This is a genomic window from Caballeronia choica (assembly GCF_001544535.1).
Lineage (GTDB): Bacteria > Pseudomonadota > Gammaproteobacteria > Burkholderiales > Burkholderiaceae > Caballeronia > Caballeronia choica.
The window spans coordinates 20003-38637 of record NZ_FCON02000074.1; the positions used below are offsets into that span (position 1 = coordinate 20003).

Sequence of the window (18635 nt, forward strand, 5' to 3'; positions counted from 1 at the left end):
CGCATTGTTCTGCGCGGCAAAGCTTGCAAGCGTCGCTAGCGAGAAAAAAGTGCCTGTGCGTCCTGAAGCAAATCTACGCCCGCCTTTAGAATTCGAAAAATATATTAAAAAAATGCAGAGCATCGGGTTTGGCTATGCAAGGTTTTTTGAGCGTTTCACAATGCGGCCCATTGAAGCACGATCGCGGAGCATTACGGATGGAAAGTCTCCCCTTGCGCTACTCGTTGCGGCAGTTGCGCTATTTCGTCGTCACCGCGGAAGTGCTGTCGTTTACCGCCGCCGCGCGGCGCTTGCACATCTCCCAGCCGTCGATTTCGACGGCGCTCGCGGACCTCGAAGTCTCGTTCGGCGTGCAACTCTTCATACGACATCATGCGAGCGGCCTGTCGCTCACACAAGCCGGCCGCGATCTGCTCGGACAGGCGCGCAATCTGCTGAAGATCGCCGAAGAATTGCAGATGGCCGCGAAGGAAATGGACGGCGGCATGACGGGCGCGATCACACTCGGCTGCCTCGTCTCGCTCGCGCCGCCGCTCATGCCAAGACTCATCAGCCGGTTCACGAGCGAGCACGCGGGCATTTCGTTTCGCACCGTCGAGGCGCATCAGGACGGCCTTCTGCGCGGCCTGCACGATGGCTCGCTTGACATAGCCCTGACCTATAGCCTCGATTTGACCGAGGACATCGCCTTCACGCCGCTGCTGTCGCTGCCGCCTTACGCGATCCTGCCGAAGACGCACCGCCTCGCCCGCGCACGCAAGGTGTCGCTCGCCGACTTGCTGCCGGAGCCCTATGTGATGCTGGATCTGCCGCACAGCCGCGAGTACTTCGCCGCGCTCTTCGATGCAGTGGGCAACCGTCCGGTGCCCGCCTTTCGCTCGTCGCAGCCGGAGGTCGTGCGCGGGATGGTGGCCAACGGCCTCGGCTATAGCATCCTCAATTTTCCGCTTAAGTCGAACCGCACCGTGGATGGCGAAGACTTCGTCATTAAGCGCTTCAAGGACAACGTCAACGCGACGACGCTAGGCATCGCGCAATCGCGCACGATGAAGCCGCGGCAAGTCGTGCAGCGCTTCGCGTCGTTCTGCGAAACCTATATACAGCGTCTGCATGTCGACGCATGATTTGATTTGCGGATGTTGAGTGCGCGGAACCTGCGTCGAAGCCTGCGAACGCTGCATAGGTAAAAGCTTTCCTTTGTATCCAAAAACAATATTTTGGCTGGCAATTTGGCTTGATAGATTTCTGACCATGATGAGCGCAACGCCGCAATGCCTCGTGTTGACGCGCTCCCACAGGGATTGATCAAGGAGGGTTCCATGGCAAACCCCGCACGGACGATCGCGCTGCAACGGCTGGTGGAGGCGTTGCAGGCCGGTTGCGAACGGCCGTTCAGCGAAGCGCACTCCATGCCGCCGGGTGTCTATACGTCGGCAGAATTCCTGTCACTGGAAGAGCGCAATATCTTCGAACGCGAATGGCAGTGCGTCGGCCGCGCAAGCGCGCTGAAAGCGCCCGGCGACTATCTGACGACACGCATCGGCGCACAGCCCATCGTGATCCTGCGCGATGAGCAGATGCAACTCAAGGCGATGTCGAACGTGTGCCTGCATCGCATGTCGGTGCTGCTGGAAGGACGCGGCAATGTGCGCAGGATCGTGTGCCCTTACCATGCGTGGAATTATTCGCTCGATGGCGCGCTGCGCGGGGCACCGATGATGGATCGGCAAGCGGGCTTCTGCAAGGAAAGCTACAAGCTGCCCGCCGTGCGTTGTGAGGAATGGCAGGGCTGGATCTACGTGACGCTCGACGAGAACGCGCCGCCCGTTCATGCGCAGCTCGCCGAACTGAGCGGACTCATCGACGCATACGGCATGTCCGACTACGTCGAAACCTTCTATGAAGAACACGTGTGGGATACCAACTGGAAGATCCTTGCCGAGAACTTCATGGAAAGCTACCACTTGCCGATCCTGCATCGCGCGACAGTAGGACCGCATTCCCGGCTCGAGGAAATGGAATGCCCGCCGGGCTTTCCCGCCTTCAACTATCACTGGATCACGAAGGAAGCGTCCTTGCCCATCGGCAATGCGCATCCGGACAACACGCGTCTCACGGGACACTGGCGCAAGACCACGGCGTTGCTCGCGATCTACCCGACACACCTCATCACGCTCACGCCCGGTTACTTCTGGTATCTGGTACTGCAGCCGCAAGGGGTCGGGCGCGTGCATATCCGCTTCGGAGGCGGGCTTGCGCCGGAGTTCGTCGCCGATCCCGAGGGCAACGCCCACATGGCGACGCTCAAGACGCTGCTCGACGAAGTCAACGCGGAAGACAAGCGCGGCGTGGAAGCCGTCTTTCGCGGCGTGCATGCGCCGCTTGCGAAGCCCGGCAATCTCAGCCATCTCGAACGCCCCAACTATGACTTCGCGCGCTATCTCGCGAAGCAGCTCGGCGAGCATTGAACCTTGAATTCAGCGGTACTCCGACAGGACGCGATCACGATGCCAAACTCCTCCTTCATATCGTTCTCGGGCGTGAGCAAATCGTATGACGGCGTGCACTACGTCGTGGAGGATTTGAACCTCGACGTGCGCAAGGGAGAATTCCTGTCGCTGCTCGGGCCGTCGGGTTCGGGCAAGACGACCACGCTCATGATGCTCGCGGGATTCGAATCGCCGACGCAGGGTGAGATTCGCCTCGACGGCCGCCGTCTCGACGACAAGCCGCCCCATCAGCGCGACATCGGCATGGTGTTCCAGAACTATGCGCTCTTTCCGCATCTGACGATTGCCGAGAACGTCGCGTTTCCACTCTCCGTGCGGCACCTGAGCCGCGCCGAGCAGAAGACCCGTGTGAAGCGCGCGCTCGAGATGATCGAGTTGCCGCATCTGGCGAACCGGCGTCCCGCGCAACTCTCGGGCGGGCAGCAGCAACGTGTGGCGCTCGCACGCGCGCTCGTGTTCGAGCCGAGCGTCGTGCTGATGGACGAACCGCTCGGCGCGCTCGACAAGCGTCTGCGCGAGACGATGCAGTACGAGATCATGCGGCTGCATCGCGAACTCTCGCTCACGATCGTCTACGTCACGCACGATCAGGCCGAGGCGCTGACGATGTCGGACCGCGTCGCCGTCTTCTCCGACGGCCGCATTCAGCAGGCCGCCACGCCAAGCGAGCTTTACGAGAACGCGCAGAACGCATTCGTCGCGAACTTCGTCGGCGAGAACAACGGGCTGACCGGACGCGTCGTCAATTCCGGCGAGGACTGGGCGACGCTCGCGCTGTCGGATGGCAGCGTCATTCGCGGCCGTTGCGAATGCGGCCTGCGCTCGGGCGACGAAGCGATGCTCGCGCTGCGCCCCGAGCGCGCGCATATCCCGAGCGCGGAGGGCATGCACGTGGACGAACACAGCAACGTGGTCCGCGCCCGCGTCGAAGAACTGGTGTATTGCGGCGACCATCATCGCGTGCATCTCAAGCTCGGCTCGCGGGACGACATCGTCGTGAAGCTGCCCAATACGCAGCGTCATGCCCTGCCCGCGCCCGGCAGCGCGATCGATATCGCGTGGCGCCATGACGACTGCAAGATCCTCGCGATGAGCGCTCCACGCAGCGCGTCCGCGCTCCATTCCGCCACCCCGCCGTCAACTTCAACCATCACGCCCGCCACAGCAGGAGCCAACTGACATGCGCACTTCAATCAAAACCCAATGCGCCGCACTCGCCATCCTCGCGTTCGCCAGCGTCACCGTAGAGGCAGCGGAGACTCTCTCCGTCGTGACCTTCGGCGGCGCCTACGAGGCGGCTGCAAAGAAGGCGTATTTCGAACCGTTCACCCAGGCCACCGGCGTGAACTTCTCGACCGAATCGTATGACGGCGGACTCGCCAAGCTCTCCGCGATGGAGCAGGCGAAGAACACCACGTGGGACCTGATCGACCTCGAAACGAACGACGCGATCACCGCTTGCGATGAAGGCCTGCTCATGAAGTTCGACAAGAAGTCGCTGGGCAAGACGAGCGACTTCATCCCCGGCTCGATCAGCGATTGCGCGGTGGCGAGCATGGTCTGGTCCACGGTCTACGCCTACGATGCGAGCAAGCTCAAGACGCCGCCGACGACGGTCAACGACTTCTTCGACCTGCAGAAATTCCCCGGCAAGCGCGGCCTGCGCAAGTCGCCGAAGGTAACGATGGAATGGGCGCTGATCGCGGACGGCGTCGACCCGAAGGATGTCTACAAGGTGCTCGGCACGCCGGCCGGCGTTGATCGCGCGTTCAAGAAGCTCGATACGATCAAGCAGAACATCGTGTGGTGGGAGGCTGGCGCGCAGGCGCCGCAATTGCTCGCGGACGGCGCGGTCGTGATGACGCAGGTCTACAACGGCCGCATCGACGATGCCGCCAAGAAGGACAACAAACCCTTCAAGGCGGTCTGGGACGCGCAGGTGTACGACTTCGAATGGTGGGGCATTCCGACGGGCGCCAAGCACGCCGATACGGCCGCGAAATTCATCATCTCCGCTTCGCAGCCGAAGGCGTACGCGGACCTGACGAAGTACATCGCGTATGCGCCGCCGCGCAAGGATGCGATTGCGCTCGTCGACAAGCAGCGTCTCGCCGACCTGCCGACCGCGCCCAACAACTTCAAGCGCGCCGTGCAGATCAACGCGAACTTCTGGGCCGACAACGCGGACCAGATCAACAAGCGCTTCCAGGTGTGGCTGACGCAATAACGCCGCCATTCGACCGTTCTGAAGCGTCACCGCCCGACGAGAGCCCAACTTGACCGCGATCACTACCATGCCAGCTTCGGCCCCGGCCGCGCCTTCGGGCTCTCCAACGAAAACCGACGGCCGCGCGTCGTATCAGAAGGCGCGCCGCCGCGCGGCAGTTCAGGCGCTTTTGCTTGCGCTGCCGCTGATCGTGTTTCTGGTTTCCACCTTCATCGCGCCGATCGCGCTCCTGCTCGCGCGCAGCGTGCAGAACCGCGAAGTGCCCGACAGCATGCCCGCGCTCACGCGTGCGCTCGATGCGTGGGACGGGCGTGGCGTACCGGACGAGGCTACGTTCGCCCAGCTCGCTTCGGGACTCAGGCAAGCACAGCAGAGCGGGCAGCTCGGCACCGTCGCGCGGCGCCTGAACTTCGCCCAGCCCGAGTTCCGAAGCCTGTTGATGCGCACCGCGCGCCAACTGCCTGCAGACGCGCCGCCCGCGTGGAAGCCCGCGCTCGTCGAGCTCGACGAGCGCTGGAATTCGCCGGAGATCTGGCGCTTGCTGAAGCGCGCCGCCGCCTCGCCCACGCCGGACTATTTGCTCGCAGCCGTCGACGCCCAGGTGACGCCGCAAGGCTCGGTCGTCTCCATGCCGGCGAACGCTTCGGTGTATCGGCAGGCATTCGTGCGCACGATCACGATCAGCGCCACCGTCACGCTGCTGTGCCTCTTGCTCGGCTATCCGGTCGCGTGGCTGCTCGCCAACCTGCCCGCGAAAAGCAGCAACCGCCTGATGCTGTTCGTGATCGTGCCGTTCTGGACCTCGCTTCTGGTACGCACGACCGCATGGTACGTGCTGCTGCAACCGAGCGGCGTCATCAACAGTCTGCTAATGGGACTCGGCCTCGTCACGCATCCCGTGGCGCTCATCTTCAACCGGACGGGCGTGCTGATCGGCATGACGCACGTGCTGTTGCCCTACATGATTCTCGCCATCTACTCGGTGATGAAGGGCGTCTCGCCCGTGTATGTGCGTGCGGCGCAATCGCTCGGCGCGCATCCGCTGACCGCGTTCGTGCGCATCTACGTACCGCAGACGCTGCCAGGTGTGGGCGCGGGCTGCTTCCTGGTGTTCGTGCTCGCGCTCGGTTACTACATCACGCCTGCGCTGCTCGGCGGCTCGGGTGACGAGATGATCAGCCAGCTCATCGCGATACAGACGAACACGCAGCTCAACTGGGGGCTTGCCGGTGCGCTCTCGGCGTACCTCGTGATCTTCACGGCGATCTTCTATTTCCTGTTCAACCGGATCATCGGGATCGACCGGCTGCGCTTCGGTTGAACGATGCGGATACGACGAAGGAACGACATGCAAGACCAACGCAACAAGGTACTGACGGAACGCATCGCCGCGCGCTGGGTGCGCTTCCATACCGCGCTCGTGCTGTTCTTCCTGATTGCGCCGATTCTCGCGATCATCCCGCTCTCGTTCAATTCGGGATCGTACTTCTCGTACCCGTTGCAGGGCTTTTCGATGCGCTGGTATGAACAGGCGCTCACGAGCGCGGACTGGCAGCGGTCGCTGGCGAACAGCATCGGCATCGGCGCGGCATCCACGTTGATCGCCACGTGCCTCGGCACGCTGGCCGCATTGGGCCTGAGCCGGGCGCAGTTCCCGCTGCGCTCGCTGATAATGCCGATCATCATCTCGCCGATGATCGTGCCGATCGTCGTGGTCGCCGCGGGTTTCTATCTGATCTTCGCGCCGCTCGGTCTCGTGAACTCGTACCCCGGCGTGGTGCTGGCGCACGCGGCGCTCGGCACGCCGTTCGTGGTCATCACCGTGACGGCATCGCTGCTTTCGTTCGACCAGAGTCTCCTGCGTGCCGCGTCCGGCCTTGGCGCGACGCCGTGGATCGCGTTCAGACGCGTGACCTTGCCGCTCATCACGCCAGCGGTCGCGACCGGCAGTGTCTTCGCCTTCGCGACCTCGTTCGACGAGGTGATCGTCATTCTGTTTATCGGCGGGCCGGATCAACGGACCGTGCCGCGGCAGATGTGGAGCGGCATTCGCGACTCCATCGATCCTTCGATCCTCGCGGTGGCAACGATGTTGATCGTGTTCGCGGTGCTGCTTTTCGCCAGCATCAATTGGCTGCGAGGCCGCGCGGCGGCGGCTAGCCAGGCGCTCGCCGGCACTTGAGGCGGGCGGGTTGGCTTACGCCCCTGGTAACTCCGTGGCCTGCCGCCACGCCTCGTACAAATCCTCCCCTTCGTCACGGGCCGGCACATAGGTCAACTTCATCTCGCGCTCCTCGATCGGCCTCGCCAGTTCCGCGTAACCCCGCTCCGCCGACAGGCCATACGATTCCCCATCTTCATTGGAGTACGCGTAGTACACGTGGCTGACGCCAGCCAGATACATCACCGACAAGCACATGGAACAAGGATAGCCGCTTGCGTACATGACACTGCCGCTGAGGTCGGTGGTACGCAGGGCCTTGCTGGCCGCACGCACGGCTTGCATTTCTGCGTGAGCACTGGGATCGCAGTTCGCGTCGACCTCGTTCACCGAACGTGCCACGACCTTGCCATCCCTGACGAGCACGGCACCAAACGGCACGGCCTTGCGATCGCGCACGTTCTCCATCGCAAGCCTGATCGAATCAACCAGGTAGTCTTCCGTATTGGGCATGCAGCCTCTCCATTCGATGTTGGTGGGGACAACATGATAGTGCCGTTTCGCGTCGAATACCCTGACAGTGTCCACCCGGGCGCCGCGGCTGCGATCAGCGGCTTAATCGGAATGTCGTCACACTTGTTACTCCCAACGCTCGATTTTCCGGTGCGAAACTGTCTCGGTGCTAAACCACGAGCGATGAGCAGCGAAAAGACCCGCGCCTCAGCCATGAGGCGCAGGCATTCGCCCAACTTAGGAGATTGCGAGAGCCATGACTACATCGAATACATCGGCGGAGAACGGACAGAAAAGCGAGCCAACTGACATGCAGACACCACCGGTCGTGTCGGCAGAGGCGTGGGAGGCGGCCCGCCAGCAGTTGCTCGTGAAGGAAAAGGCCCATACCCGCGCCCGCGACGCCCTCGCCGCCGAGCGTCGGCGGATGCCGTGGACGGCCGTGGAGACGGCCTATTCGTTCGACGGACCTGCGGGCAAGGCCAGCCTGCTCGACCTGTTCGACGGCCGGCGTCAGTTGATCGTCTACCGCGCCTTCTTCGAGCCGGGCGTGTTCGGCTGGCCCGAGCACGCGTGCCGGGGCTGCTCGATGGTGGCCGACCAGGTCGCCCACATCGCCCACCTGAACGCGCGTGACACGACCCTCGTCTTCGTCTCGCGTGCGCCTCAGGCGGACATCGCGCGGCTGAAAGCGAGGATGGGCTGGGAGATCCCGTGGTTCACCGTGACCGACCGTTTCGACGCCGATTTCGGCGTGGACGAGTGGCACGGCACGAACGTGTTCTACCGCGCTGGCGACCGCGTGTTCCGCACTTACTTCCTCAACAATCGCGGCGACGAGCAGATGGGAGGCACCTGGAACTACTTCGACATCACGCCGATGGGCCGGCAAGAGGTTTGGGAGGATTCGCCGGAGGGCTATCCCCAGACGCCGACCTACAAATGGTGGAACTGGCACGACAGTTATGTCGCGGATGCGGCGCCGGACAAGAAGTGGGTCGAGGTGTCGGATGCTGGAGAGGCTGCGTTTCGGAATCAGGACGCGGCCACGAAGTCGTGAGCCGGGGCGGCGGGGGCCGGGTGTGCTGTGTGCGCCGTTTGATGCACTCAGGCTACCAGCACCTCATGAACGGAACTCTGGAACGCGCCGCCGTTCATCGGCCCACCGCCACGCCACGTGGATTGAATCCGCGATCATCGCGGCGCCGATTGTCGATTCCGTGGCGGGGCGTTCTCCGCACGTCTACCGGATCTCTCTCGCCACGCTCTGCAACTGCCTGAAGGCGCGATACCGCGCTTCATGCAGTGCGGCGATATCGCCTGCGTCCGGCTGGTAGGCCCTGCTGATCTGCGACATGCTCGCCATCCCCGAGCGCACGTCGTCGAACAGGCGGCCCGCCACGCCGCCCAGGATCGCGGCGCCGAGCAGAACGGGCTCTTCAGCCTGCGTCGCGAGCACGGGCTTTCCCGTTGCATCCGCGAGCAGTTGCCGGACGAGATCGAGCCGTCCCGCGCCGCCGCTGATCACGATCCGCTCGATCGGCGCACCGGCCGCCGCCTGCGCTTCGATGATCTGGCGCAGGCCGTAACCGATACTGCAAATCCCGGCGATGTAGAGGGCGACCAGGCTGTTCAGGTCGTCGTCCATGCCAAGGCCCGCGATCACGGCCCGTGCGTGGGGGTCCGCAAAGGGCGCACGGTTTCCCAGGAACTCCGGGACGACATGCAGGCCGTCGGCCAGCAACACCGCGCCCGACAAGCCGTCCGACGCCTGTGCCGCGAGGCCCGCGAGCAGCACCGGCAGGGACTGTCCCTCGTGCTCGGCGCGGCGCCGGGCGTCGGGGGTCGCCGGGTGCATCGAAAGCAGTCGTTCGATCGCGGCACCCGCCACCGATTGACCGCCTTCGTTGAGCCACGCATCCGGCACCATCGCGGAAAAATACGGTCCCCACACGCCGGGGACGAACACCGGACTCCGGGTCGTGGTCATCGTGCACGATGAGGTGCCGAACACGTACCCGAGGCACGACTCCGGCTCACCATCGGCGCCGACCGTGCCGATCCCGCCGGCATGCGCATCGATCACGCCCGTCGCGACCGGCGTTCCGGCGAGGAGGCCGAGTTCAGCGGCGGCGTTTGCGCTCAGTCCGCTCCCTAGCGGCGTCCCCGGGTCGACGACGCTCTGGCCGATGCGCGCAAACGCCTCGTCCGCCAGCACGCCGAGGCCAACGCTGCGGAAGTAGCTCTCGTCCCAGCGACGCTCGTGCGCCAGATAGGTCCATTTGCAGGTGACCGTGCAGGTGGATCGGGACAAATCCCCGGTTGCGCGCCAGGTCAGGAAGTCGGTCAGGTCGAAGAACTGCCAGGCCGCGGCAAACACGCCCGGCCTGTTCTCCAGCAGCCATAGCAGCTTCGGCGTCTCCATTTCCGGCGAGATCCTGCCGCCGACGAATTTCAGCACCTCGTGGCCGCCCGCGTTGATGCGCTCCGCCTGCTCCACCGCGCGGTGGTCCATCCAGACGATGATGTCGCGCTCGGCCTGCTCGGAGGGACCCACCGGCAAGGGCGCTCCACCCTCGCCCAGCACGACGAGCGAGCAGGTGGCGTCGAATCCGATGCCGGCGATCCGGTCGGGCGAAACGGCCGCCTGCGCCAACGCATCCTTCACCGATTGACAGACGGCGTTCCAGATCTCGCCGCTCGATTGCTCGACGATGGAGCCGCTCGCATGGAACAGGGTGATGTCGCGCTTCGCCGACGCCACCATGCGGCCGGCACTGTCGAAGATGCCGGCGCGGGCGCTGCCCGTGCCGACGTCGACGCCGATGACATAGCGCACATGACGCGTGCCGTCTGCCGCGCCGGAGGTCGTGTTTTCTGAGGTCATGGCTCAATGCCTATGGTGGGGGTGCGTCTGACACGCGTGTCAGAGATCGACGCTGTTCGGAAGGATCACGAGGTCGCGGACGGTCACGTTGCGCGGCCGCGTCAGCATGAAGAGCACCGCGTCGGCGACCTCCTTGGGCTGCATCAGGCTGCCCGAGGCGAGCGCCTCTTCCATCTTCGCCTTCGGCCAGTCGTCGAGCAGCGCCGTGACGACCGGGCCGGGACACACCGCGCCGACCCGCACGCCATGCTTCGAGAGCTGGCGGCGGATCGTATGGACGAAGGCCTGCACCGCGAATTTCGAGGCCGTGTAGATTGGCTCCCACACGACCGGGACGATGCCCGCGATGGAACTGGTGAAAATGATGTCGCCTGATTTCTGCGCGACCATGTGCGGCAGCACGGCGTGAACCGAGCGGAACGCGGCGTTGATGTTCAGGTTCAGCATGCGATCCCACTCGTCGGGATTGCCATCCACCACTTCGCCGCCGATGTAGGCGCCGGCGTTCGCATGGAAGATGTCGAGGCCGCCGGCGACGTCGAGGATCTTCGGCAGCAGCGCGGAGACTTCCGACGGCTGCAGCAGATTCACGACCAGCGGCAGCGCGTTCGGTCCGAGTTCCGCGCAAAGCTGTTCGAGCCTGTCCTTCGCGCGGTCGACCAGAACGACCTTCGCACCTTCCGCGAGCAGGGTACGCGCGCACGCGAGGCCGATGCCCGATGCCGCGCCCGTGATGGCGGCAACCTTGCCTTTCATCGAATCATTCATTCTTGCTCTCCTTGTTTGCTGCGATTACGCGCGGCCGTGCGAGACGCGGGACTGACGGGCGAGCGAATCGACGATCACCGCAATCGCCAGCACCGCGCCGGTGATCATGAAGCGCAGCGACGACGACAGGTTCAGGAGCGTCAGGCCGCTCGCGATCGACTGGATCACGATGATGCCCAGCACCGCCGAATACGCGCTGCCACGGCCGCCGAAGAGACTGGTGCCGCCGATCACGGCCGCTGCGATGGCGTTGAGGTTCACGTCGCCGCTGCCGGCCTGCTGACTCGCTGACGCCAGCCGTGCCGCCGTCAGCACGCCGCCGAGCGCGGCGAAGCTGGCGCACAGCACGAAGGCGCTGGTGTAGATGGCGCTGACATTGATGCCCGCCCGCCTCGCGGCTTCGTGATTGCCGCCGACCGCGCTCATCGAACGGCCCCAGCGCGTTCTCGTCAGCGCGTAGTCCATCACGACCGCGAGGCCGAGGAAGATGCCGAACATCAGCGGAACGCCGCGTCCCAGGTTGAGATACGCGACCACGACCACCAGCAGCACGGTAATCGCGAGGCTGCGCGCGAGCAGGCTGCCCACCGAGGGTGCGGAGAGATTGGACGCGCGGCGGCGCTCACGCGTGCGCAGCCCGACCCCGAGGATCACGGCACCCGGCGCCAGCGCGAGGATGTACGAAACGATGGCGGGGATGATCATGAGCTGCCCGAGGTTCACCATCGTCGAGCCGTAGGGCAGGTTGATCGACCCGGTGGCGCCGAGCACGTACAACTGCATCCCGAGGATCGCGAGCAGCCCGGCCAGCGTCGCGACGAAGCTCGGCATGCCGAGCCGGTTGAGCAGCAGCGCGTACAGGGCGCCGACCACTGCGCCGACGACGATCGCAGCGACGATGGCGACGAGCACCGGCCAGCCGTGATTGACCCAGAGCATGCCCAAGAGCGCCGAAGCGAAGCCGCTCATCGAGCCGACCGACAGATCGATCTGTCCGACCATCAGGACGCAGACGATGCCGAGCGAGATCACGCCGACGGTCGAGCAGTCGAACAGCAGGTTCACGAGGTTGTCGGCTGAGAGGAACACCGGGTTCAGGCTGGTGAACACGGTCCATATGATGACGAGGCCCGCGATGACCGGCAGCGATCCCAGATCGCCGGAGCGTACTCGTTCGACGAACGCGGCGATTGCACCGCTGATTCCGGTGGCGTGCTTGACGCGGACATCGCTGCGGTCGAGTAGCGGGGCGGTTTGCCTTTCAGGCTGTGGGGCGCCTTGCGGTTCATTGCTCATGATCGTTCCTTTCTACTAGGGGTTGATGTGTCGCTGGCGCTTGGGTTTGGGGTGGGGTGGGTTTGGGGCTGGTTGGGGTAACACCGTTTGATGCTTTTGCGCTTCTATGGAACTTGTATTCGTTTCGGTCTATTTGCTCTGCCCCTGTCCGGGGCGGGACTCACTTTCTTTGCTGCTGCAAAGAAAGTAAGCAAAGAAAGCAGCTTTCCACCGCCAATCCTTGCCATGCGCCGCCAGACCGCTCCCCCAGAGTGGTCCAACCGGGGGAGTGTCGTTAGCGGGGTTTCATCGTTGTTGGCATGTAGAAGAGGTACGGGCATCGCACCACGATACAAAGTGGACCAGCAGTCATTCATCCAGTCTCGCGCTTCGCGCTCACCCGTCAGGCAAAACTAAAACCCATCGCTACTTCGCTACGTTTGTGCATGCTGCATGCTTCAATTCACCGCTTAGCGAACCTGTCGTCGGGCACGAAGTGCCGGGACGGATGAATGACTGCTGTTCCACTTCGTTTAGCGGTGCGACGTGCGCGCCTCTTCTACATGCCAACAACGATCAAACCCCGCTAACGACACTCCCCCGGTTGGACCACTCCGATATAACGGGCTGGCGGCGCATGGCAAGCATTCGGGGTGGGAAGCTGCTTTCTTTGCTTACTTTCTTTGCAGCAGCAAAGAAAGTGAGTCCCGCCCCGGACAGGGGCAGAGCTAATAAACCAAAAACAAAGCAAGTTCCATAGGAGCCTGAGCGCATCAAACGGTTGGGAAGCCCGCCCCCGACCCAAGCGCCAGCGATGACCCGTCCCGCCCCGGACAGGGGCAGAGCAAATAAACCAATAAGAAAACAAGTTCCATAGAAGCGCAAAAACATCAAACGGGTGTAACCCAAAACCGACCCCAAGCGCCAGCGAATAACCTAAGCGTCCAGGGCCTGCCGCCGCCCAGCCCTCCGCGATACAGCATTCTCGGTAGCACCCGTAATCGCAGCGACGAGTTCCTGATTCGAGGAATCCGGATAGAACACGCCGTTGTTACGGCCAAGCCGCAACACCACGATCCGGTCCGCCACGGCGCGGACATCCTCCATGTTGTGGCTGATCATGATCACCGCGTGGCCGCGGTCGCGCACCCGCTCGATCAGGTTCAGCACCTCAGCGGTCTGGGCCACGCCCAGCGCCGCCGTCGGCTCGTCGAGCATGATCAGCTTCGGGTCCAGCAGCAGCGAACGGGCGATCGCCACCGTCTGGCGCTGCCCGCCCGACAACGAAGCAACCACGTCCCGCACGCTCGGAATCCGCGCCGACAACTCGTTCAGGAGCGTCCACGCCTTCACTTCCATCGCGACCTCGTCGAGGCGCAGCGGATTCAACTCGCGCCCGAGATAGATATTCGCGACGACATCGAGGTTTTCGCACAGCGCCAGGTCCTGGAACACCGTCGCGATGCCAAGATCGAGCGCCGCAGCCGGATCGGGCAGCGTGACCTCCTTGCCGCGAAAACTGATCGTGCCGGTGCTCGGTTGGTGGACGCCGGCGAGAACCTTCACCAGCGTCGATTTCCCGGCCCCGTTGTCGCCCACCAGCGCGACCACTTCACCGGCGTGCACGTCGAGCTCGATGTCCGTCAGGGCCGAGACCGCTCCGAAGTGCTTCGAGACGCCGCGCAGGCTCAGCACCAGCTCGCCCGAGCCGGACCGTGGTAGGGAGTTGTCAGTCATGAGACGGATACCTCATCAGAGTGGACGGACCCGGCGTCGTGCCGGATCCCGTCCGGGATGGCGCCAGATCAGTTCGTGATTCCCAGCTTCTTGCACCCTTCGGCATAGCGGTCGGTGCAGAGGTCCTTGGCGTTCGCGAACCCCTTGTCGACGACTTCCGCCTTCAGATTCTTCGCCGTGATCACCGCGGGCTTGAAGAGTTGGGACGGCGTGTTGAAGAGCGTCGTTTCAGCCTTCGGCGTCTGGCCCGACAGGAAGCCGACGGCCGCCCTCGCCGCCGCGGCCGCGACGATCTCGCTCGGCTTGAGGATCGTGTTGTACTCGTCGCCAGCGATGATCAGTTGCAAGCCCGCAAGCGTCGCGTCGTTCCCGGTCACGGGGGGCACCGGGTTCACGCCCGCTGCCTTGAACGCCGCGACAGCCCCGCCGCCCGTGCCGTCGTTGGCGGCCACGACGCCGACAATCTGCGACCCGAAGCGCGTGATCTGCCCGCTGACCCACTGCTGGGCCTTCGGCGGCGCCCAGTCGGGCGTGTCGTACTCGGCCAGCGTCTTGTAGCCGCTGCCCTGCAACCCGGCGTGGATGCCCTTCTTGATCAATCCCGCCGCCGCGTCGGTCGGCGAACCGTTGACCTCGAGCACCCCGCCCTTTCCGGTCGGGACGCCCGTCTCCTTCAAGTGCTGGACCAGCGACTCCGCGATCGCCTTGCCGATCCCTTCGTTGTCGAACGAGACGTAGTAGTTGGCCGGCGTCGAAGGCACCGGCCGGTCATAGGCGATCACCTTGATGCCCTGGCCCTGCGCCATGTGGACCAGAGAAGCGGCAGCGGTCGAGTCCACCGGATCGAGGACGATCACCTTGGCGCCCTGCGCGATCACGGAATTGAACTGCTGCTGTTGCTGCGCGACGTCGGCATTGGCGTTCTGGTAGAGCACCTTGCAGTCGGGACAGAGCTTGCTCATTTCGGCCTTGAAGCCGGGGAAGTCATGCTGTTCGTAACGCGTCGACGCCTGGTCGGGCATCAGGAAGGCGACCGTGCCACTGGGCGCGGCGAGTGCCGCCGTGCCGCTCATCAGGCTCAGGCTCAGCGCGCTGGCGCCGATCAGATGGTTCGAAAGTCTGGTCATCTTGTGTCTCCGTGTTTTGGAAAAACTACGGCGCAGATGCTGCCGTGGTTGGGCCGCGGGTGAGGCTTCTTGTTGAAGTTCGTCAGCTTTGCCAATGGTGCCCAAACAAGTTCCTGACAAGCGCTTCGACTGCGTTAGCGCGGAGACGGACCACTGGCTGCGTCGTAGTTCATGGTGTCGTTAAGAACGGCGTCGAACGTTGCGTTTTGCTCGCCAGCACAACTGCCGAGCGTGGCTAAAGAATCAAACGAACATCGGGGTCGCGGGTACGTCGTGGACTGCCTTGTGCCAGCACCGCGCTAGCCGACCGCTTCGAGGGCGTGCGCAGGATCGGACGATTCAGTCGCGCTGGCAGCGTTGAGCTGCTGATACGCGCGCCATCGCGACGGCGACATCTCTTTCAGCAACAGAAACTGGCGATTGAAATTCGAGAGATTGTTGAAGCCCACCTGATAGCAGATATCGGTGATGCTCAGTTCGCCCGACATCAGCAATTGGCACGCCAGATTGATGCGCAGACGGTTCACATACTGCACGAAGGGCACGCCCGTATGACGCCGGAAGTATCGCGAAAAGGCGCTGGCGCTTTGGCCGGCTAGCTCCGCCAGCTCCGTTTCGCGCAACTCCTGCGACAGGTTCTTGCCGATATAGGAAAGCACATGATTGATGCGCGTCTCGGCATAGTGCGACGGGTCCGCACGATAAGCGGCGCTTGCGAGCTTTGCCTGCTCGGTGCTTTGCACGAGCAAGTCGAGCAATTCAAGGAACAACGTGATGCGCCGCATGCCTTGCGCGCCCAGCATCTCGCGCATGATCGGCTCGGCGGCAGCGCCCGTTTTCGGCGTGAACAGCACACCCCACCGCGATGCATCGAGCAGGCACTCCACGCGCTTGAGTTCCCGGAACGCCTTGATGGCCTGCGCGATCACCTCGGCATCGAATTGCAGGATGAGACAGCGTTCGTCGACACGTTCGCCGTGCGGCACATTGCTGACCCAGTTGTGCGGCAGGTTCGGTCCCGTCATCACGAGATTGCCGGGCTCGAAGCTGCCGATGAAATCGCCGACGAAGTATTTGCCCGTCGTCGAGGTAATGATCTGGATTTCGTATTCAGGATGGAAGTGCCAGCGCACCGTGCGATACGGATAACCGTGCGACCAGACCTTGAACGATTCATCGCGCGGCACGGCCACCAGTTCCAGGTCGGGCTGGAGGATGTTGAGATGCCGTGCGTCCTTACGCGCCGTGCGCGCCGCGCGGCAGTCATCGCACGTTCCGCATCGACACGCCATGCCGCTGACACTTGTCTCCATCTGTCCGCCTCCTGACCTGCTATTTTTTTAGAGCGATTCGCGTCAATCGCATCGCGCTTTGCCATGTGTGAAAGTTAGCCCTGTCGCGGACATTTCACCACTGAAAATGAGACTGCAAACCGATACTAATTTGCATCGGGGTAAGTCCGTACGGGGTTTGGAGTCAACTTTTGTGCAATGCAGCAGCCTTGCCAGCTATGCGCAGCGCTATTTATGAATCCCGTCGCGCAGCGCGATCACTTGGTGGGCGGTCACCGGCGCCGCGCTATTGCCCCACGTGCCGCGAACAAACGTCAGGACCTGCGCCATCTCCTCGCTCGTCAGCTTCTTGTCGAACGCGGGCATCTTTTCCCGCGGCGGACCGCTCGTTGTCTGCGGACTTTGCCCTCCTTCGACCAGAAGCCGGATCAGCGATGTCGGATCGGCCGCAAGGACAGCCGGATTGCCCGCCAGCCGGGGGTACTTCAGAGGCTTTCCCATCCCGTCGGCCTGATGGCATTTGGCGCAGAACGACAAAAAAATGCCAGCGCCCGGACGTTGGACCGCGCCCGTGCGCAGCGCTTCAACGCCCTGTCGAGCGCGCAGCGAAGCCGGCTCATAAGCACCTGATGGGCGTTGGGCCGGCAGACTTTTCAGGTAACGGGCAATTGCGGTGAGGTCATCGTCGCTCATGTATTGGGTGCTGTCCTCGACGACTTGCACCATGCTGCCAAAAGTCACCAGCCCGCCGCCGTGACCATTTTTTAGAAACGACGCAATGTGTTCGGCCGGTACACGTCCCAGTCCGGAACCCGAGTCCGCTGTGAGGTTGGGCGCGAACCAATGGTCATTTACGCCGCCGATGAGATAGGCATCCGAGCTTTCGGTGTAGGCGCGCTCTTCAAAGGCCGGGCCACGCGGCGTGTGGCAGGCACCGCAATGTCCGAGTCCCTGCACGAGGTAAGCGCCGCGATTCCATTGCGCGTCGCGGTCACTGCGTGGCTCGTACACGCCGTTGGGTGCGAACGCCAGGTTCCAGAACGCCAGGACCCAGCGTTGGTTGAACGGAAACGGCAACTTGGTCGCGGGCGGTTGCGTATGAACGGGTTGCACGCCATGCAGGAAGTACGCGTAGAGGGCACGCATGTCGTCGTCTGCGATCTTCGAGTATGACGGATACGGCATCGCTGGATACAGATGCTTCCCGCCACGCGCGACGCCCTCGCGCAGCGTGCGTGCAAAATCCTCATAGCGGTAGGCGCCGATACCGTACTGCGGGTCGGGCGTGATGTTGCTGCTGACGATCGTTCCGAATGGAGACGCCATTCCCAGGCCGCCCGCAAACGGAGCGCCACCCTTCGGCGCCGTGTGGCAGCCCGCGCAGTCTGCTGCTTTCGCGAGGTAGTCGCCGCGTGCGATCAGGGCCGCGTCGTCGACAGGCGTAGCTCCATCTATCGTTTGCCCGGTAGCGTCGCCGCTGGCGCTCATCGCCAGGCCAATGGCGACTAGCCGGACCATGATCGCTCGAAGTCTGGACATGGGTTCACCACCCCGCGCATGGCGACACGACCAGGGCCGCCATCGCCGTCAGCAACAGTCCGAGCATGAAAACCGGACTGCCGAGGACGCCGACCAGCGCGAGAAATCGCGTGCGCCTTCCACGCTCCGGCAAGCCTGCTGCACTGCTTTCATCAAGGTCGGTACGTGCCGCACGCCAACTCGTCCAGGCCGCCGCAAAGCCCAGGCTGCCGAGCACAAAAGCCCCCACGCTCACAGCGGCAACGATTCGCAAAAGCGACGTGAGTTCCGGCGCGGACAAAGGGTGCCCCATCGGAAAGCACGCTTGCGAGGCTAACGCTTCACTCGTGCAAATCTGGATGATCCACGCGAGCGGCGCCACGACCAATCCCGCCAGCAGGAACACTGGCCGGACTCGTTCGCGCTTCGGTGCCGGATGCGTCGCGCGCCGCGACCCACCGGCGCCATCGGAGGGCGAACTCGCAGAACCGGACGGCGGCCGAACCATCTGCGCAAGCACGTTCATTCTCCTAAAGCACGTAGGGCGACAAGTACAGCGTCGTAAAGATGAACAACCACACGACGTCCACGAAGTGCCAATACAGCCCACCGATAGTTAG

17 protein-coding genes are annotated in these 18635 nt (G+C 63.5%); 7 read left to right on the top strand and 10 right to left on the bottom strand.

From position 1 onward, the window contains the following. The first annotated feature begins 197 nt into the window (after positions 1-197). From AWB68_RS26585 to AWB68_RS26610, 6 genes are all read left to right on the top strand, one after another. Positions 198-1124, top strand: a complete 927-nt coding sequence (locus AWB68_RS26585; RefSeq protein WP_087647327.1) for a LysR family transcriptional regulator — start codon at positions 198-200, stop codon at positions 1122-1124. A gap of 195 nt (positions 1125-1319) precedes the next feature. Next, positions 1320-2468 carry an aromatic ring-hydroxylating oxygenase subunit alpha gene (locus AWB68_RS26590; protein ID WP_087647328.1) on the top strand — a complete coding sequence of 383 codons (1149 nt, stop codon included), beginning with the start codon at positions 1320-1322 and terminating at the stop codon, positions 2466-2468. Between the two features lie 39 nt (positions 2469-2507). Continuing rightward, positions 2508-3689 carry an ABC transporter ATP-binding protein gene (locus AWB68_RS26595; protein WP_087647329.1) on the top strand — a complete coding sequence of 394 codons (1182 nt, stop codon included), beginning with the start codon at positions 2508-2510 and terminating at the stop codon, positions 3687-3689. A gap of 1 nt (position 3690) precedes the next feature. Then, the gene (locus tag AWB68_RS26600) at positions 3691-4737 is read left to right on the top strand and encodes an ABC transporter substrate-binding protein (protein WP_087647330.1); all 1047 of its coding nucleotides are present in this window, start codon (positions 3691-3693) and stop codon (positions 4735-4737) included. Positions 4738-4804: 67 nt separating this feature from the next. Continuing rightward, entirely contained in the window at positions 4805-6058 is a 1254-nt protein-coding gene (locus tag AWB68_RS26605; protein WP_087647331.1) for an ABC transporter permease, read from the top strand. 27 nt (positions 6059-6085) lie between these two features. Further along, positions 6086-6919 (top strand): ABC transporter permease, encoded by an 834-nt coding sequence (locus tag AWB68_RS26610; protein ID WP_087647332.1) that lies wholly within the window; start codon positions 6086-6088, stop codon positions 6917-6919. Positions 6920-6934: 15 nt separating this feature from the next. Here the strand turns inward: AWB68_RS26610 and AWB68_RS26615 are convergent, their stop codons facing one another. Next, on the bottom strand, positions 6935-7411 hold the full coding sequence (locus AWB68_RS26615; RefSeq protein WP_087647333.1) for a nucleoside deaminase: 477 nt from the start codon (positions 7409-7411) through the stop codon (positions 6935-6937). Positions 7412-7667: 256 nt separating this feature from the next. On the opposite strand from AWB68_RS26615, the gene AWB68_RS26620 reads away from it, so the two are divergent. Then, on the top strand, positions 7668-8471 hold the full coding sequence (locus AWB68_RS26620) for a DUF899 domain-containing protein (protein ID WP_087647334.1): 804 nt from the start codon (positions 7668-7670) through the stop codon (positions 8469-8471). Between the two features lie 183 nt (positions 8472-8654). Here the strand turns inward: AWB68_RS26620 and AWB68_RS26625 are convergent, their stop codons facing one another. The 9 genes from AWB68_RS26625 to AWB68_RS26670 form a co-directional block, all read right to left on the bottom strand. Further along, the gene (locus tag AWB68_RS26625; protein WP_087647335.1) at positions 8655-10298 is read right to left on the bottom strand and encodes an FGGY-family carbohydrate kinase; all 1644 of its coding nucleotides are present in this window, start codon (positions 10296-10298) and stop codon (positions 8655-8657) included. 39 nt (positions 10299-10337) lie between these two features. Then, the gene (locus AWB68_RS26630) at positions 10338-11066 is read right to left on the bottom strand and encodes an SDR family oxidoreductase (RefSeq protein ID WP_087647336.1); all 729 of its coding nucleotides are present in this window, start codon (positions 11064-11066) and stop codon (positions 10338-10340) included. A 24-nt stretch (positions 11067-11090) separates the two neighbouring features. Then, positions 11091-12362 carry a sugar ABC transporter permease gene (locus AWB68_RS26635; protein ID WP_087647337.1) on the bottom strand — a complete coding sequence of 424 codons (1272 nt, stop codon included), beginning with the start codon at positions 12360-12362 and terminating at the stop codon, positions 11091-11093. 915 nt (positions 12363-13277) lie between these two features. After that, positions 13278-14078, bottom strand: a complete 801-nt coding sequence (locus tag AWB68_RS26645) for an ATP-binding cassette domain-containing protein (protein ID WP_087647339.1) — start codon at positions 14076-14078, stop codon at positions 13278-13280. A gap of 68 nt (positions 14079-14146) precedes the next feature. Continuing rightward, a complete protein-coding gene (locus tag AWB68_RS26650; protein WP_087647340.1) occupies positions 14147-15205 on the bottom strand; it encodes an ABC transporter substrate-binding protein in 1059 nt (352 codons plus the stop codon). Between the two features lie 299 nt (positions 15206-15504). Continuing rightward, positions 15505-16518, bottom strand: a complete 1014-nt coding sequence (locus AWB68_RS26655) for an AraC family transcriptional regulator (RefSeq protein ID WP_327383324.1) — start codon at positions 16516-16518, stop codon at positions 15505-15507. Between the two features lie 207 nt (positions 16519-16725). After that, positions 16726-18036 (bottom strand): c-type cytochrome, encoded by a 1311-nt coding sequence (locus tag AWB68_RS26660; protein WP_087647341.1) that lies wholly within the window; start codon positions 18034-18036, stop codon positions 16726-16728. A gap of 4 nt (positions 18037-18040) precedes the next feature. Then, positions 18041-18535, bottom strand: a complete 495-nt coding sequence (locus AWB68_RS26665) for a hypothetical protein (RefSeq protein ID WP_125483046.1) — start codon at positions 18533-18535, stop codon at positions 18041-18043. Positions 18536-18545: 10 nt separating this feature from the next. After that, positions 18546-18635: cytochrome c oxidase subunit 3 (locus AWB68_RS26670; protein ID WP_200828797.1), on the bottom strand; the 90-nt coding region annotated here is incomplete at its 5' end.

Coding starts and splice junctions, on each gene's coding strand:
- AWB68_RS26610 (WP_087647332.1), top strand. CDS start 6,086: ATGCAAGACCAACGCAACAAGGTACTGACGGAACGCATCGCCGCGCGC.
- AWB68_RS26620 (WP_087647334.1), top strand. CDS start 7,668: ATGACTACATCGAATACATCGGCGGAGAACGGACAGAAAAGCGAGCCA.
- AWB68_RS26585 (WP_087647327.1), top strand. CDS start 198: ATGGAAAGTCTCCCCTTGCGCTACTCGTTGCGGCAGTTGCGCTATTTC.
- AWB68_RS26650 (WP_087647340.1), bottom strand. CDS start 15,205: ATGACCAGACTTTCGAACCATCTGATCGGCGCCAGCGCGCTGAGCCTG.
- AWB68_RS26645 (WP_087647339.1), bottom strand. CDS start 14,078: ATGACTGACAACTCCCTACCACGGTCCGGCTCGGGCGAGCTGGTGCTG.
- AWB68_RS26600 (WP_087647330.1), top strand. CDS start 3,691: ATGCGCACTTCAATCAAAACCCAATGCGCCGCACTCGCCATCCTCGCG.
- AWB68_RS26590 (WP_087647328.1), top strand. CDS start 1,320: ATGGCAAACCCCGCACGGACGATCGCGCTGCAACGGCTGGTGGAGGCG.
- AWB68_RS26615 (WP_087647333.1), bottom strand. CDS start 7,411: ATGCCCAATACGGAAGACTACCTGGTTGATTCGATCAGGCTTGCGATG.
- AWB68_RS26635 (WP_087647337.1), bottom strand. CDS start 12,362: ATGAGCAATGAACCGCAAGGCGCCCCACAGCCTGAAAGGCAAACCGCC.
- AWB68_RS26655 (WP_327383324.1), bottom strand. CDS start 16,518: ATGGAGACAAGTGTCAGCGGCATGGCGTGTCGATGCGGAACGTGCGAT.
- AWB68_RS26625 (WP_087647335.1), bottom strand. CDS start 10,298: ATGACCTCAGAAAACACGACCTCCGGCGCGGCAGACGGCACGCGTCAT.
- AWB68_RS26595 (WP_087647329.1), top strand. CDS start 2,508: ATGCCAAACTCCTCCTTCATATCGTTCTCGGGCGTGAGCAAATCGTAT.
- AWB68_RS26660 (WP_087647341.1), bottom strand. CDS start 18,036: ATGTCCAGACTTCGAGCGATCATGGTCCGGCTAGTCGCCATTGGCCTG.
- AWB68_RS26630 (WP_087647336.1), bottom strand. CDS start 11,066: ATGAATGATTCGATGAAAGGCAAGGTTGCCGCCATCACGGGCGCGGCA.
- AWB68_RS26605 (WP_087647331.1), top strand. CDS start 4,805: ATGCCAGCTTCGGCCCCGGCCGCGCCTTCGGGCTCTCCAACGAAAACC.